General features: G+C 38.2%; 15 protein-coding genes and 2 tRNA genes. 9 read left to right on the plus strand and 8 right to left on the minus strand.

Annotated elements, in window-relative coordinates; all coding sequences use genetic code 11:
- Positions 1–59 precede the first annotated feature (59 nt).
- The 3 genes from H5157_RS10680 to H5157_RS10690 form a co-directional block, all read right to left on the minus strand.
- On the minus strand, positions 60–698 hold the full coding sequence (locus H5157_RS10680; protein WP_182724667.1) for a CatA-like O-acetyltransferase: 639 nt from the start codon (positions 696–698) through the stop codon (positions 60–62).
- Between the two features lie 136 nt (positions 699–834).
- Positions 835–1875, minus strand: coding sequence for a Glu/Leu/Phe/Val dehydrogenase (locus H5157_RS10685; protein WP_002961676.1), 1041 nt, complete (start codon positions 1873–1875; stop codon positions 835–837).
- Positions 1876–2305: 430 nt separating this feature from the next.
- The gene (locus tag H5157_RS10690; RefSeq protein WP_007375888.1) at positions 2306–3832 is read right to left on the minus strand and encodes a fumarate hydratase; all 1527 of its coding nucleotides are present in this window, start codon (positions 3830–3832) and stop codon (positions 2306–2308) included.
- Positions 3833–3987: 155 nt separating this feature from the next.
- Between H5157_RS10690 and pabB the strand changes: the two genes are divergently transcribed.
- The 3 genes from pabB (at position 3988) to H5157_RS10705 (ending at position 7408) form a co-directional block, all read left to right on the plus strand.
- The gene (gene pabB, locus H5157_RS10695; RefSeq protein WP_024594771.1) at positions 3988–5346 is read left to right on the plus strand and encodes an aminodeoxychorismate synthase component I; all 1359 of its coding nucleotides are present in this window, start codon (positions 3988–3990) and stop codon (positions 5344–5346) included.
- A 6-nt stretch (positions 5347–5352) separates the two neighbouring features.
- Positions 5353–5928: a CoA pyrophosphatase gene (locus tag H5157_RS10700; RefSeq protein ID WP_008135585.1), complete on the plus strand. Its 576-nt coding sequence runs from the start codon at positions 5353–5355 to the stop codon at positions 5926–5928.
- 103 nt (positions 5929–6031) lie between these two features.
- Positions 6032–7408, plus strand: a complete 1377-nt coding sequence (locus H5157_RS10705; RefSeq protein ID WP_182724668.1) for an L-serine ammonia-lyase — start codon at positions 6032–6034, stop codon at positions 7406–7408.
- 75 nt (positions 7409–7483) lie between these two features.
- Here the strand turns inward: H5157_RS10705 and cysB are convergent, their stop codons facing one another.
- The gene (gene cysB, locus H5157_RS10710) at positions 7484–8461 is read right to left on the minus strand and encodes an HTH-type transcriptional regulator CysB (protein WP_002961670.1); all 978 of its coding nucleotides are present in this window, start codon (positions 8459–8461) and stop codon (positions 7484–7486) included.
- A gap of 324 nt (positions 8462–8785) precedes the next feature.
- Between cysB and H5157_RS10715 the strand changes: the two genes are divergently transcribed.
- On the plus strand, positions 8786–9544 hold the full coding sequence (locus H5157_RS10715) for a hypothetical protein (protein ID WP_024594743.1): 759 nt from the start codon (positions 8786–8788) through the stop codon (positions 9542–9544).
- A 73-nt stretch (positions 9545–9617) separates the two neighbouring features.
- Here the strand turns inward: H5157_RS10715 and H5157_RS10720 are convergent, their stop codons facing one another.
- Positions 9618–10910, minus strand: a complete 1293-nt coding sequence (locus tag H5157_RS10720) for an NCS2 family permease (RefSeq protein WP_002961426.1) — start codon at positions 10908–10910, stop codon at positions 9618–9620.
- Positions 10911–11028: 118 nt separating this feature from the next.
- Here H5157_RS10720 and H5157_RS10725 point away from each other — a divergent pair, with 118 nt between their 5' ends.
- The 3 genes from H5157_RS10725 (at position 11029) to H5157_RS10735 (ending at position 12744) form a co-directional block, all read left to right on the plus strand.
- Entirely contained in the window at positions 11029–11493 is a 465-nt protein-coding gene (locus H5157_RS10725; protein ID WP_182693823.1) for a tetratricopeptide repeat protein, read from the plus strand.
- Positions 11494–11791: 298 nt separating this feature from the next.
- On the plus strand, positions 11792–12226 hold the full coding sequence (locus H5157_RS10730) for a SulA-like leucine-rich domain-containing protein (protein WP_002961428.1): 435 nt from the start codon (positions 11792–11794) through the stop codon (positions 12224–12226).
- Between the two features lie 38 nt (positions 12227–12264).
- Positions 12265–12744, plus strand: coding sequence for a YchJ family protein (locus H5157_RS10735; RefSeq protein WP_024595938.1), 480 nt, complete (start codon positions 12265–12267; stop codon positions 12742–12744).
- Between the two features lie 74 nt (positions 12745–12818).
- On the opposite strand, the gene H5157_RS10740 is transcribed toward H5157_RS10735, so the two are convergent.
- The 3 genes from H5157_RS10740 to H5157_RS10750 all read right to left on the minus strand — a co-directional run bounded on the left by H5157_RS10740 (position 12819) and on the right by H5157_RS10750 (position 14939).
- Positions 12819–13736 carry a diguanylate cyclase gene (locus tag H5157_RS10740; protein ID WP_138489334.1) on the minus strand — a complete coding sequence of 306 codons (918 nt, stop codon included), beginning with the start codon at positions 13734–13736 and terminating at the stop codon, positions 12819–12821.
- Positions 13737–13929: 193 nt separating this feature from the next.
- Positions 13930–14232, minus strand: coding sequence for a DUF6172 family protein (locus tag H5157_RS10745; protein ID WP_002961433.1), 303 nt, complete (start codon positions 14230–14232; stop codon positions 13930–13932).
- A gap of 179 nt (positions 14233–14411) precedes the next feature.
- Entirely contained in the window at positions 14412–14939 is a 528-nt protein-coding gene (locus tag H5157_RS10750) for a VC2046/SO_2500 family protein (RefSeq protein WP_033021584.1), read from the minus strand.
- A 112-nt stretch (positions 14940–15051) separates the two neighbouring features.
- Here H5157_RS10750 and H5157_RS10755 point away from each other — a divergent pair.
- Together H5157_RS10755 and H5157_RS10760 are read left to right on the plus strand one after the other, a co-directional pair.
- Positions 15052–15136: transfer RNA gene (locus tag H5157_RS10755), tRNA-Tyr, on the plus strand.
- A 49-nt stretch (positions 15137–15185) separates the two neighbouring features.
- Positions 15186–15270: transfer RNA gene (locus tag H5157_RS10760), tRNA-Tyr, on the plus strand.
- The last annotated feature ends 31 nt before the right edge of the window (positions 15271–15301 follow it).

Genomic DNA, 15301 nt, shown 5'->3' on the forward strand with positions numbered 1-15301 from the left:
TATTATCCAGAGTTCAGGTTAATTATTGCTTGCACTGCCGTTAAATGACGTGTTTAAAGTTAACCTTTGCAAAAGGAGTCAAATGTACCCTGCAATGTGTTTATAAATTTCGCTACGTGCAAACCATCCATTAATGAGTGGTGTACATCGATAGCTAAAGGTATTGTACCTGTGTGTTTATCAAACTGACCAAATACAAATTTAGGAATGCCTAAACTCTCCCCTTCACTAAATGCATGCGAAAACGCACTAAAATTCAGCCACGGCAAAACAGATATATGAATTAAATCCGCCTGCCCTTCTGTTTGAGCAAATGCATCAGAAAATAACGGCTGTAATTTCGCTTTTTTGCTTACGTCACTTGCATGATTTGCAAACTCTTTAAAATCGCTTGCGCTGTTAAAATAACTAAAAACAAACGTATCGTTTTCAGACAACTCAACCACACTTGCGCGAACACTGTTAAGTAGCCATGGCTTACTATCTATTATACGTAGCATTATTGAATCGTACTCATGGCACGCTTTTAAGGTGCAATATACATACGCTTGAAAAAAAGAAAATTGATTGGTTTTGCAATAGTCGTAAAGTGCTTGAGCATCTAAACGCACACACACATTAAAATAAGGCTGAGAAAAGTGTTTAAATAATTCAAAGTGTTGCTTTCTAGGCCAATTATCTAAATCGATGAGCTGCATGAGAGAAGTTGAGGGAGTCATAATTTGCCGCACAAAATTAAAAATAAAGTGTACCGCTGTTCAGTAACAATTGCATTAACTTACAGATAAACAAAAGGTGTGCAATTGCACACCCTTATATAAATTAGAACTTAGATCACAGACCGTTTTTAATGATCTCTTGCGCTAATTCGTCAGCAATTAAATGCGTTGATTTTTGCTCTTTTTCGCTACGGGCAAAGATTTCAGTTAACGTATTAAAAATACCTTCAACATGTTTATTAGACGCTGCTGCACTGTAACCATCTGGCGCTGTTTCGTAATAAACATTAATAATACCACCGGCGTTAATTACGTAATCTGGTGCATATAAAATGCCTTTTTCACGAATAACTTCACCATGGCGAGATTCTGCCAGCTGATTATTAGCACAGCCTGCAATAATAGTCGCTTTTAAACGCGGTATAGTTAAATCGTTAATAGTTGCGCCTAGTGCACACGGTGCATAAACATCAACATCTAAGTCGTAAATGTCATCAATGCCAACCGCAGTTGCGCCAAAATCACTTACTACACGATCAATGGCGGCTTGGTTAATATCAGTTACAAACAACTCAGCGCCCGCATCATGTAAATGTTTACATAAACCATAAGCAACAGCACCTAAACCTTGAACAGCCACTTTCACACCTGCAAAATTTTGATGGCCACGTTGATGCTGTAGCGCTGCTTTAATTCCTAAAAAAGTACCGTATGCTGTAAATGGCGATGGGTTACCGCTTTTACCTTCAAGACCCAGTACGTAATTAGTTTCTTTATTCATGATAGCTACATCAGCACATGTGATGTTTACATCTTCTGCTGAGTAATAGCTGCCATTTAATCGCTCTAACTGGCGGCCAAATGCACGGAATAATTGCTCAGATTTAATTTCTTTCGCGTTACCTATAATTACAGATTTACCACCACCAAAGGGTAAGCGCGCAACTGCATTTTTATAAGTCATGCCCTTTGATAAACGTAGCACGTCATAAACAGCATCTTCGTCGTTCGCATAATCCCACATTCTACATCCGCCAACTGCAGGACCTAGGTTGGTATTATGTACAGCAATAATTGCTTTTAAACCCGACTCTTCATCAGAACAAAAAACCACTTGTTCATGGTTATCAAATTCAACTCGATTAAACACAGCCACTTAAAATACTCCGAAATAGTTAACCCGTGAGAGGGTATGCGCGCTGGAAATTGCCGAGACTTTATCACTTCATATACGTGTTCGCCATACTCACAGATGATAAAACCAATGAAAACATTAAACTTAAATTAAATAACCTAATTAAAACTTTTATACAGATAAAAAATTCACAAAACCATCATTTGTAAGTTTTAATTACTATGAATATAAGAATCTCACTAACTTACGTTTACGTACACGTAACACAGCGATTGCATGTAAAGTTTAATATACAAGTGCTACTTGCCCGACACGTACTGCTGCCTATAGGTTTTCAGTAAAAAGTGAGCTTTTTCGCAAACTGGTCAGAGCTGTAAACTTACTAATAACCCTATTTAAAAAAACAAAAAAGCGAGCACTAGGCTCGCTTTTTAAAAACACAAAACGTACGTTATTTTAGCTTGCTATCAAGCTCTTCAATTTTAGCTTTCCAGATAGCAGGGCCTTGTGTATGCGCATTGGCGCCTTCACTGTCTACTGCAACAGTCACTGGCATATCTTCTACTTCAAATTCGTAAATAGCTTCCATACCTAAATCTTCAAAAGCTACAACACGCGCTTTTTTAATCGCTTTAGATACTAAGTAAGCTGCGCCGCCTACAGCCATCAAATAAACAGATTTATGCTCTTTAATAGACTCAACAGTCGCAGGGCCACGTTCAGCTTTACCAATCATGCCTACAATGCCTGTTTTTTCTAGCATCATATCGGTAAATTTATCCATGCGAGTGGCTGTTGTAGGGCCAGCAGGACCTACTGCTTCATCGCGTACCGCATCCACAGGGCCTACGTAATAAATAAATTTATTATCAAAGTCTACGCCCTCAGGTAAACCTTCACCTGAGTTGATCATATCTTGCAAACGTTTATGCGCTGCATCACGACCTGTTAAAATAGTGCCCGAAAGTAAAACGGTTTCACCCATTTTCCATTCTTGAACATCTTTTTTAGTCAGTGTATTTAAGTCAACGCGACGTGTGCCTTCGCCCACTTCAAATGTTACTTGTGGCCAATCTTCTAGCTTAGGTGCTTTTAAATTAGCAGGGCCAGAACCGTCAAGTGTAAAATGTACATGGCGAGTTGCCGCACAATTTGGGATCATTACTACAGGTTTTGAAGCTGCATGCGTTGGTGCTGTTTTAATTTTAACATCAACAACCGTTGTTAAACCGCCTAAGCCTTGTGCGCCAATACCTAATTTATTAGCACGATCAAAAATTTCTAAACGCAGTTTTTCTTCAGTTGTCTCTGCGCCGCGTTCCATTAATTCATGGATATCAACCGGATCCATTAACGACTCTTTAGCCATTACTGCTGCTTTTTCAGCCGTACCACCAATACCTATACCTAACATGCCTGGCGGACACCAACCAGCACCCATTGTTGGTAGTGTTTTTTCTACCCATGCAGCAACATCATCTGACGGGTTTAACATAACCATTTTACTTTTGTTTTCAGAGCCGCCGCCTTTAGCCGCAACCATTACTTCTACTTTTCCACCCGCTACTAAATCAATATGCACAACCGAAGGCGTATTATCTTTAGTATTTTTACGCGTACCAGCAGGGTCTGCAACAATAGATGCACGTAAAGGGTTATCTGGATTCAAATATGCACGACGAGTACCTTCATCAACCATTTGTTGAACGGTTAAATCTGTTTTATCCCACTTAACATCCATACCTACTTTAACAAAACAGGTAATAATACCGGTGTCTTGGCAAAGTGGACGCTTGCCTTCAGCCGACATGCGTGAGTTAATTAAAATTTGTGCAATGGCGTCTTTAGCCGCTTTACTTTGTTCTTTGTTGTACGCTTTTTCGAGTGCTTGAACAAAATCAAGTGGGTGATAGAACGAAATATATTGCAATGCATCTTCAATGCTATCAATAAAGTCTTGCTGACAAATTGTACTCATAGTGGTTCCTTAAGTTACCGTTACGCGTTGTCGCGTAATCTAAATCAAACCGGTGACGGTGGTTTGCACTGTTTTTTGCAGCTTAGTGCTGCCAAAAAATTTGACTTATGATACCCTCCCAGCCCGTTTCGAGCCAGTTCTTAAAGGGGCAGTAAATGCTAAACAATAAAAAAAATTGTATTAAATTAGGCATAACACAAAACTGCATTGACGTTTTTGCGCATTTTTCACATTTGCCTTATGCAATTCTATTAGATTCTGCAAATAGTAATCATATAAACAGCCGTTTTGATATTGTTGCTATTGAGCCGCAAAGTACCCTTGAAGTAAAAAATAATAAAAGCTTTTTAAATAATATAGAAAGTAGTGATAACTGCTTTGAAATTATGAATAATGAGCTTTCGCATCTTGCTAAAACAAAAGCCGATTACGATTTACCCTTTAACGGCGGCTGGCTTGGCTACTTTGGCTACGACTTAGGGCGTACAATTGAAAACATCCCCACTCGTGCTATTGAAGATATTAATCTTCCCCAAATGGCTATTGGCCTTTACTTAGATGCCCTTATTTACGACAAGCAGCAACAAAGCTGGTTTTATGTATCGCAGCCAAACACCGATCGATTAGCGCTTTATGAGCAATACTTAAATACACACGCTAACTCCCAAGTTAATACGCAGTCCTTTGCCCTAAACAGCGACTGGCAATCAAATATGAGCGAAACGGAATACGCTGCAAAGTTTGCCCAAATTGAGGAGTATCTAAAAAGTGGCGATTGTTACCAAATTAATTTAGCGCAGCGCTTTAACGCTCAGTTTGAAGGCTCCCCTTGGGCGGCTTATATTAAACTGCGTGAGGCAAATAAAGCGCCATTTTCGAGCTTTATAAATCACCCTCAAGGGGCAATTTTATCAATTTCCCCTGAGCGCTTTATATCTGTAAATAATAACGTTGTAGAAACCAAACCTATTAAAGGCACTCTGCCGCGAAAAGCGGATGCGCTGGAGGATCAACGCCAAGCCCAAATACTCGCAGCATCAGCTAAAGATCGCGCTGAAAATGTCATGATTGTTGATTTACTGCGTAACGACTTAGGCAAAGTGGCAAAACCTGGCAGCGTCCACGTCCCTTCCCTTTTTGCTATTGAAAGCTTTCCGGCAGTGCATCATTTAGTAAGCACGGTAACCTCAGAACTTGATGAAGGCAAAACAGCGGTCGATCAGTTAAAAGCGGCTTTTCCGGGTGGCTCAATCACCGGTGCGCCCAAAATTAGAGCGATGGAAATAATTGAAGAACTAGAACCACATCGCCGCAGCATTTATTGTGGTTCAATTGGTTATTTAAGTGCATGTGGAAATATGGATACGAGTATCACTATTCGTACCTTGGTGTGCCACAAAGCGCAAATTTACTGCTGGGCAGGTGGCGGAATAGTAGCTGATTCTAAAGTCGAATTGGAATATCAAGAAACTTACGATAAAGTAAATAAAATCCTCCCTTTATTAAAACAGTAGGTCGCTTTGAATAGTGAACACATTATGGCGCGGTTTCTGTTAAGCCCTACAGCTGCGCCAAACCAGTTAAAAGACACGCGTAAAAAACGTGCTAGCGCTGTTATGCTGCCAATTATTGATATAGATAATCATGCACATATCTTACTGTGTAAACGCCCTACTTATTTACACCATCACCCTGGGGAGATTTGTTTGCCCGGAGGTAAGTTTGAAGTAAGCGACATTACCCTTCGCACCACAGCCCTTCGCGAACTAAAAGAAGAGCTAAATATTGCCCAAAACAACGTTAATGTAATAGGTCACTTACCTGAGTATTCAACATTAACGGGTTTTAGTATTAGCCCCTATGTGGGTTTACTTAATAAAGGCACCACCTGGGAAAATGACTATAATGAAGTACAAGCGAGCTTTTTACTCTCGGTCACTGAGTTAAATAACGAAGCTAATTGGCAACCCTTACCTTTTCAACGATTTGGGAAAACGGTTATTTTGCAAGGTTTTAAAACGCCACATGGTTTACTTTGGGGTGCGACAGCAAGCATTATAAAAAACTTTACAAAACAACTCGCCTTACCAGTTTAAATCTTCGTTATTAGTAGTTACACAATCACAATTCCACGTTATCATGCTCGACCGTTCAAAGAGCAGCTTCGTGCTGATAAAACAAAGTAGAGACACACACATTATGATCAGTGCATTTGATATGTTTAGCATTGGTATTGGCCCTTCGTCATCACACACCGTTGGCCCAATGCGCGCATCACGCTTATTTGTTAATGACCTACAAGAACAACAATTATTAGCAAATGTGACCGATATTAAAGTAGAGCTTTATGGCTCTTTGGGTCAAACAGGTGTTGGCCATGGCTCGGGTAAAGCCGTAATTCTTGGTTTAGCCGGTTATGACCCTGAAACTATAGATGCCGATTTAGTCGACGACATTTTAGCCACCATCGAACAAGAACAGGTTATTTATTTAAACAAAACACACAAAGCTAAGTTTCCAAAACAAGGTGCTATTGTTTTTCATCGTCGAAAAACGCTGCCTAAACACTCTAATGCAATGGAAATTATCGCCTCAAACAACGGCGAAAAAGTTTACAGCAAAGTATATTACTCTATTGGCGGTGGCTTTATTGTTACTGATGAAGAGTTTGAAAACGAAAAACAAGCAGCCCTTGATATTAGAGAAGAAAACCCAGCTCCTTTCCCTTTCAGTAGCGCAAAAGAGCTACTAGAGATGTGTAAAGAGTCAGGGCTTAGTGTTTCAAGCTTAATGATGAAGAACGAAAAAACACTGCGCACTGAAGATGAAATAAAAGACACGCTGTTTCATATTTGGAAAGTAATGATGGCCTGTATTGACCGTGGTATGCGTACCGAAGGCATCCTACCTGGCGGCTTAAAAGTAAAACGCCGTGCGCCCAGCTTATACTTAAAACTAAATATAGAAGTCAGTAACGACCCACTTCGTGCAATGGACTGGGTTGATTTATTTGCCCTTGCCGTAAACGAAGAAAATGCGGCAGGTGGCCGTGTAGTTACCGCACCAACTAATGGTGCTGCGGGTATTTTACCGGCTGTACTTATGTACTATCACACATTTGTGAAAGAAGTAGACCGCGATATAGCCACACGTTATTTATTAACGGCTGCTGCTATTGGTATTTTATATAAAAAGAATGCCTCTATATCGGGTGCTGAAGTAGGTTGCCAAGGTGAAGTTGGCGTTGCGTGCTCTATGGCTGCAGGCGCATTAACAGAAATTGTTGGTGGCAATGTTGTGCAAGTAGAAAACGCAGCAGAAATTGGTATGGAACATAATCTAGGCCTCACGTGCGACCCTGTTGGTGGCTTAGTACAAGTGCCGTGTATTGAACGCAATGCAATGGGCGCGATTAAAGCAATTAATGCCTCACGTTTAGCTATTCGTGGCAGTGGCGAGCAAAAGGTATCACTTGATAAAGTGATTAAAACCATGCTTGAAACCGGCAACGATATGAAAACCAAATACAAAGAAACCGCTCGCGGTGGATTAGCAGTTAATATTATCGAATGTTAATCAGCTCGCTATAAAAAGAAAAAGCTGTCTATTTAAAATAGGCAGCTTTTTTATTTTTCGTTCAATGCAATCACCTTATTTAACGGGTAACTCTATATCTGCAAATAACTTATCTACGTCATCTTGGTTACGTAACAAGCTTGCTCGCTCTACTCGCTCTTTAGTTAAGTGCGGTGCAAAACGCTCAATAAAATCATACATGTAAGTACGTAAAAAGCTGCCCTTTCTAAAACCAATTTTGGTCGTGCTAGCTTCAAATAAGTGGCTTGCATCAATACACACTAAATCAGTGTCACTCACTTGATCTATCGCCATTGACGCAACAACTCCTACTCCTAGCCCTAAACGTACATATGTTTTTATAACGTCAGCATCGGTTGCTGTAAATACAATGTGTGGTTCAAGCCCGTGTGCGCTAAACGCTTTATCTAACTCTGAGCGGCCCGTAAAACCAAATACATATGTAATGAGTGGATATTGGGCAATGTCAGCAACAGTTAAACTATTTGCCTTTTTAGCGAGAGGATGGTCTTTAGCAACAACAATACTGCGGTTCCAATGGTAGCAAGGCAGCATAACTAAATCTGAATACAAATGCAGTGCTTCTGTTGCAATAGCAAAGTCGGCATCACCGCGTGCTGCAGCATCTGATATTTGCTGTGGAGTACCTTGGTGCATATGAAGCGATACCGCAGGGTATTTTTTCATAAACCCTTGAATAACGTTAGGCAAAGCATAACGGGCTTGGGTATGTGTTGTGGCAATATTTAACTTACCTTGATCAGGTAACGTATGCTCATTAGCAACGGCTTTAATACCTTCTACTTTGGAGAGTATTTCACGAGAAATATTAATTATATCTTCGCCAGCACCGGTTACATGCGTTAAATGTTTACCACTGCGACCAAAAATTTGTACACCCAACTCATCTTCTAACATGCGTACTTGTTTAGAAATTCCTGGCTGCGAGGTAAATAAACTCTCAGCAGTCGCTGAAACATTTAATTTATGATTTTGTACTTCTACGATGTATCTGAGTTGTTGTAATTTCATGGCTGCAAATTTTAACGTTATTATTCATATTATTTATAAAGGCAATACCGCTTAAAACCAAGTGTTATTTACGTAAAATATCACTTTAGGTCTTTAGGTGTGCAATTATCTGATTAGAGCTCAAGGCTAGCATAATAAATATGCTTGAGGTAGCGATGTTTATTCAGCTTTAGTTTATAAGCCCTTAGGGTGACTACGGTTTATAAAGAGCTCAACCTATCAATTTTTTGGTGTATTTTTTAAGTTAATCGGCGCAAAGCTACCCTGTTAACGTATATTTAATGTAAGATTAAATAATTAGGTTATATATCCGAGAATTACACCATGATCGTTTCTATTATAATAGTGCTTATAGTTGCATTGATTGTGATTGCACTTTGGGTAAGTGCTGTACAACAACACAAAGAAAAACAAGAAGCGGAACGCCGCAAAGAGCTAACAAAACAAAAAGCTATAATAGAAGAAACAGAAGAAGCACTAATGAATAGTGCCAATATACCTCTTTCTGAAAATATAATCCGTGTATTGCAACGCCGTATTTACGAAGCATTAAACACGATGGTTACTAGTTCGCCAACATCTAAAGCACTCAAAAGCCGCTTAGGTGAGGCTAAAACGCACCTCACCAATGCAGTTCTAGACAACAGCAGTGAAGCCCTAACGCTACCGAGTAATGACAAGCAGCTTGTTGGCCTAATTCAAGGTATTAAAAAATTACGCTCAATTTTACGCTCTGAACATAATAAAGGTCGTATTGATAGCCAAGTTTTTGTTTTAGAAGATAAACGTCTTGAAAAACTACAACTGCGTATTAATATCGAAAGCCAAATAAAACGTGGCTTATCTGCCCGCTCAGCGAGTATGGTTGGCTCTGCAAGGCAGTATTTTGAAAAAGCACAGGCAACGCTCAATGCAGTTACATACACCGATGAATATGTAACAACAAAACGCCAAGAAGTTGAAGGTTACTTAGAAGCAATTAGTGTTGAACTGCGGGCTTCTAATGCAAGCGCACTTAAAAAGAAAACAGAAGAAGAGCAAGACGACTTAGATATATTGTTTGCTCCTAAAAAGAAATGGTAATTCTTTTATAAAAGCGTTAAAAAAGCCTGCACAAATTAAATTTATGCAGGCTTTTTTGTCTATTTGTTAGTCATTAAGACAAAAATGCAAACTTGAAAACAAACAAGGCTGTTAATATCCAAACACTAATACTGATTTGATCTTGCTTACCACACAATACTTTTACCGCCGTATAAGATATAAAACCAAGTGCAATACCGTGCGCAATCGAAAACGTTAATGGTGTCATTAGTAATACCACAGTAACAGGAATTGCATCGGTCATATCATCCCAATTTACAAACTTTAAATTTTGTAACATCAGTACAGCGACATATAAAATAGCACCTGCCGTAGCATAAGCCGGTACCATTTGTGCAAGCGGTGCAAAAAACATCATTAGTAAAAAGCAAATACCTACAACTACAGCCGTTAAGCCAGTACGTCCGCCAACTGAAACACCAGCAACCGATTCTATATACGATGTAGTCGTAGACGTGCCTAGCATCGCACCTGCAATTGTTGCAGAGCTGTCAGCACTTAGTGCGCGCCCTAAACGAGGCATGTTACCTTTTTCATCAGCTAAACCAGCTTTTTGAGTGACCGCAACTAATGTACCCGAAGTATCAAAAAGATCGACAAACAAGAATGCAAAAATAACACTCATCATTGATATATCAAAAGCGGCGGCAAAATCTAGTTGCATAAAAGTAGGCATTATTGATGGTGGCATAGCCATAACACCGTGATATTCAACTAGCCCTAAACTTAGTGCAATGCCAGTCACTAATAAAATACTAATAAGTACACCGCTTTTAAAATCGCGGTATAAAAGCGCTGCAATTACAAAAAAGCTTAATATAGCCAATAATGGGCCTGGGGAAGTAATGTCGCCCAATTGCACTAATGTTGCTGGGCTTGAGACAATAATGCCTGCATTTTTAAGGGCAATTAAGGCTAAAAAAGCACCTATACCTGTTGCGATAGCTCGCTTGAGCACCAGAGGTATGGCATTAATAATCCATTCTCTGACTTTAAATAAGCTTAAAAATAAAAATATACAACCCGACATAAAAACAGCCCCTAATGCGGCTTGCCAGGTATAACCCATTCCTAATACGACGCCATACGTAAAAAAGGCATTTAGTCCCATGCCAGGCGCTAATGCTAATGGATAATTAGCCCACAAACCCATTATAAAACAGCCTATCGCAGCTGCTATACAGGTAGCTACAAATGCAGCCCCTTGGTCCATCCCTGCCTCAGCAAGCATAGCCGGGTTTACAAATACAATGTATACCATAGTGATAAAGGTCGTTAGGCCAGCAACGCATTCGCGTTTAACTGTTGAGTTATTTTCGCTGAGTTTAAATAAGGCTTCAAACATAATAAACTTGTGATAGTAAAAAGTGACGAGATTTTAACATAAAAATTATCTTTTACAGGACATTTTACCTTGCTATATACTAAACTGTTAAAGTAGTTAAAATAATAAATGAACCAATATGCTTAAAACAACACCTTGTGAGCAAGACTTAGAGCAACAGCTAGACAACATTTTAGGTTTTGTTACTCAACCAGAAAGCAGCCCCGCGCCCATTGATAATAAAAAAGATGAGCAAAGTACTATTAATAAAGCCCTATATTATTTAAAAAATAATCAAGCTCCATTGGCTGCAAAATGGATGCGCCTTGCTGCAATGGCAGGGAACCATAGAGCACAGTTTTATTTAGGTTTATTTTTTGTAAAAGGTGAAGGCGTGCCACAAAGTGTATTTCATGCTGTAGCTTGGTTGAGCTTAGCGAGTAGCCAAGGATACGCACCTGCCACTGCAGCGGTTACAGATATACGCAAACATATCGAAACTAAGCGATTTAAAGATGCTCAATGTTATGCAGCAAGTTTGTACGAACAAATTCACCAACTCCAGTTTTCTCATATGATCCCTCGCACGAGTGAAGACACATAAACCAACTAAGTTATAAGTACTGTATACAGTGTTGAAAAATACTGTATATAGTTACAAAGATACTCCTACTCAGTATAAAACCCACAAATTAAAACATTACTCAAAAATTTATTTTTGAAATACCTTCTCAAAAACAAACCTATAACAAGTTGATTAATAAAGAATTATAGATTTAAAAATAAAAAACAATGATCAAAGGCTGAATAACTGTACAAATAAATAGCATAAAATGCTTGCACGAAAGCACTGTATAAACTACTGTATATGAATACTGTATAAAAACCCAGTGAGTGAAATTATGTTACAGCCTATTACCGTAAGAACAGTTAAAAGTTACCAACAAGACGAGCAAAGCGATTGCGTAAATTTGATCCAAATTGAAGATGAAATTTCAGCGACCTTTGAGCTTTTAAAAGTATTACACCAATACAATAGCTCTAATGCATGGACGTTACTAATTGCGCCAGATCATGTACCTAGCAAAGCTTTACTTGACTCATGCTCTATTGATACAAGCAAATTACTTGTTATTAGACAGAAGCACCTAGTAAATTTAGAGTATGTATTAAATTCTGCGTTACATAATGGAAACTTTGCAGCGGTAATTACCTGGACCGATATAGTTAATAACCAACTACTTACAAATCTATCGTTCGATTTAAGTAAAACGAATACAAAACTATACTGTTTTACTAAAAACGCTCAAACAACAGAGATACCACTCGCTCAATAAGCTTGTTAAACTAATGTTTTAGATTCTGTATTATTATTATGACTTCACTCAATACCACATTATGTTTTTGCAGCAGTGGGCACAATTATGCCGATTGCTGCGAGCCGCTTCACTTATCTGTAAAGCAAGCTGACACTCCTGAACAACTTATGCGGTCACGATTCAGCGCTTATGTTATTAAAAATGCAAAATATGTTTATCAAACCTACGCAAAAGAAAAACAAGCTGAGAATCCGGTTAAAGAAATCAATGATTTTGCTAACAGCTGTCGATTTATAAATCTTGATTTAATTGACTCAAGCCATGATGGCGATACTGGAACTGTAGAATTTAAAGCCCAATATTTTTATCAAAACTTATTTTGTGAGCTTCATGAAAAATCGCAGTTTATTAAAGAAAACACTCAATGGCGTTATTTAGATGGCACTATATATCCTGTTGAAGATATTAAAGTAGGCAGAAATGATAACTGCCCATGCGGTAGCAATAAAAAGTACAAAAAATGTCATAGCATGTAATAAATAATCTTATTTAATATTTATCACCTAAAAGGTGTTTTTAAGTGGCAGAGTGATTTATTAGCTAACTAAACTTAAAAACACACTTTGTTACGCCCTTGCATTTTAGACTCATACATTTTTTCATCTGCGATCTGCAACGTGTTTTTGTTATTTACGTATGGTTGTAGGGTTGCACCGCCAATACTAATAGTCACAAAATCATATTCTGAATATTTGTGTAATATTCCTAAATCGGCCACATTCTGTTTAATTTTATCAGCAACACAAATTGCACCTTCAGTGCTTGTATGCGGTAGAACAACTACAAACTCTTCGCCGCCATAACGCGCAACAAAATCGGTTGGCCTTTGCAAACTATTAGTAATAGTTTGTGCTACTAGGTTTAACACCGTATCCCCCTGCACATGACCATAGATATCATTGTATTGCTTAAAATAATCTATATCGATGAGTAATAATGCATAGTCAACTTTTTCTCGTAAGGCGCTTCGTTCCATTTTAGAAAAATGTGCATCAAAATAACGGCGATTGAATACTTTAGTTAAATCATCTAAAAATACTTTTTGATTGAGTAAGTCGTGTTGTAATTTTAACGTTATATGGGCACGAACCCTTCTAAATAGTGTTTCTTTTACAATCGGCTTTTTAATAAAATCAACAGCTCCGGCTTCCCAACACTCTTCTTCTTCGTTTTCAAAGGATGTAACAAAAATAACTGGGATATCCTGTGTTTCAGTATTATTTTTTAATTTTAAACATGTATCAATACCACTCATTCCACCCATACTAATATCGAGTAGGACTATATCGGGTACATTTACATTACAAATTTCAATTGCTTCTTCACCACTTCCAGCTGTTGTCACATTAAAATGCTCAGATAATATTTTTTTTAATACGATTAAGCTTAATAACTGATCGTCAACTATAAGTACTTTAGAATTCTTTAAACTTAGTTTTAATTGATGGTCAGAGTAATTTATTGGCATAGTAAAAATGTTTTGTTTTTTTAATTAAAAACAGCCTATAGCATCATATTTTGTTATGCAAATGTTAATTAAGAGGGATTCTACTTATTGGTTATTAATAAAAATGCTTTTTAGTAAATCTTTATTGCATAAAAACAAAAAATGAGCCACTTGGGCTCATTTTATAACTTTGAATACTTAATTTAGTTAAGTATTATTCGTCATCATCTAAATCTAATTGCTGACGTTGAGCAGGTCGAGCTAAAATCTCTACATAGAAAGAGGTCAAACCTTGCTTTTCAATTTCGCCAATTTGGTTACTTAATTCAGCAACGTGCACAACTTGCGCATCTTCAGCTGTGTTACCAAACTTACAGTCAAATGCCCAATAGTCAGCATCTTCAGGTAGCGTTTTATTACGCTCTCTTTTCAAATATTTTTTCACTTCGTGCTTTGCAGCATCAACCATACGAGGGTATTTGATTTTCTCGTGATTTAGCGTGAATGTTTTCTTCATTACGTTCCTAATTACCTTGGTTTAATGATAATGGCATTTCATGTCATACCATTTGACGCCATTATAGCAATTGCATTTAATTTTTGGATGCTTTTTTTTCATTAAATCAATTATTAGCAAATATATAAAGCAGACCCGTTATAAAGCATATATTAACTGATGATTATTACAATCATATATCACACCGCAATAAGCTGAAGTGGTTGATGTATTGCATCACTATTAAGGCTGTCGTAAAAAGCAGCTGCATTTATAGGGGGATTCGCTAGTTGTGTTTGTTCGCTTTTAATTCTTCTTCTGACAGCAAGCTCACAGTTATCTATTATATTAAGTGGAATATGCTTATCATCATTTCTAATCGCAAGTGGTTCAGGGCTTAAGCACTGTCTTAGCTTAATACTTGTCATACCGCAGCGCTCCCCTTCTTGAGATATTAATGATGCATTAAACTGTCCAACCAACATATTGTATTCATCAGGGGCTAAAAGTTGCTTTGGACCTGCGCCAAATTGCTTTCTTAATGCCTCTTCTTCTATAACTAAATTATCTATTTCAGTTTTTGGTAAATGAAATTGGCTAAAGTCGAGTGCGTCATGTGACAGCATCGCTAATAATAGAGAAAATTCGCCACGGCGATTTTCATGCACACTATTATTGAGCCTGCTGTTTAACTGACTCTCTGTGATTAACAAATCATCTATTTGCATAGTCTTTAGTCGATTGTGGTAACTGATGGATATTTATCGGCTTTATTTCAATTTTCTTTAGCTTTTTTCTTTACTTAAATACGCAATTTGCTATTATCAGCGCCGTTGCATTGGAGGGGTTCCCGAGCGGCCAAAGGGATCAGACTGTAAATCTGACGGCTCAGCCTTCGCTGGTTCGAATCCAGCTCCCTCCACCACTTTTCTTACCGCTAAGTTAAGTGGGGCCAAATGCAATAAAATTAGTGTGGAGGGGTTCCCGAGCGGCCAAAGGGATCAGACTGTAAATCTGACGGCTCAGCCTTCGCTGGTTCGAATCCAGCTCCCTCCACCACTTCTCTACTATTCCTATATTCCTATATTCC

The sequence above is a fragment of the Pseudoalteromonas sp. SG43-3 genome (assembly GCF_014164385.1).
GTDB lineage: Bacteria > Pseudomonadota > Gammaproteobacteria > Enterobacterales > Alteromonadaceae > Pseudoalteromonas > Pseudoalteromonas distincta.

What these genes read in the sequence shown, in the direction of transcription:
- H5157_RS10680 (WP_182724667.1), bottom strand. Translation starts at nt 698, where the DNA reads ATGCAGCTCATCGATTTAGATAATTGGCCTAGAAAGCAACACTTTGAA.
- H5157_RS10690 (WP_007375888.1), bottom strand. Translation starts at nt 3,832, where the DNA reads ATGAGTACAATTTGTCAGCAAGACTTTATTGATAGCATTGAAGATGCA.
- pabB (WP_024594771.1), top strand. Translation starts at nt 3,988, where the DNA reads ATGCTAAACAATAAAAAAAATTGTATTAAATTAGGCATAACACAAAAC.
- H5157_RS10705 (WP_182724668.1), top strand. Translation starts at nt 6,032, where the DNA reads ATGATCAGTGCATTTGATATGTTTAGCATTGGTATTGGCCCTTCGTCA.
- cysB (WP_002961670.1), bottom strand. Translation starts at nt 8,461, where the DNA reads ATGAAATTACAACAACTCAGATACATCGTAGAAGTACAAAATCATAAA.
- H5157_RS10715 (WP_024594743.1), top strand. Translation starts at nt 8,786, where the DNA reads ATGATCGTTTCTATTATAATAGTGCTTATAGTTGCATTGATTGTGATT.
- H5157_RS10720 (WP_002961426.1), bottom strand. Translation starts at nt 10,910, where the DNA reads ATGTTTGAAGCCTTATTTAAACTCAGCGAAAATAACTCAACAGTTAAA.
- H5157_RS10725 (WP_182693823.1), top strand. Translation starts at nt 11,029, where the DNA reads ATGCTTAAAACAACACCTTGTGAGCAAGACTTAGAGCAACAGCTAGAC.
- H5157_RS10730 (WP_002961428.1), top strand. Translation starts at nt 11,792, where the DNA reads ATGTTACAGCCTATTACCGTAAGAACAGTTAAAAGTTACCAACAAGAC.
- H5157_RS10735 (WP_024595938.1), top strand. Translation starts at nt 12,265, where the DNA reads ATGACTTCACTCAATACCACATTATGTTTTTGCAGCAGTGGGCACAAT.
- H5157_RS10740 (WP_138489334.1), bottom strand. Translation starts at nt 13,736, where the DNA reads ATGCCAATAAATTACTCTGACCATCAATTAAAACTAAGTTTAAAGAAT.
- H5157_RS10745 (WP_002961433.1), bottom strand. Translation starts at nt 14,232, where the DNA reads ATGAAGAAAACATTCACGCTAAATCACGAGAAAATCAAATACCCTCGT.
- H5157_RS10750 (WP_033021584.1), bottom strand. Translation starts at nt 14,939, where the DNA reads ATGCAAATAGATGATTTGTTAATCACAGAGAGTCAGTTAAACAGCAGG.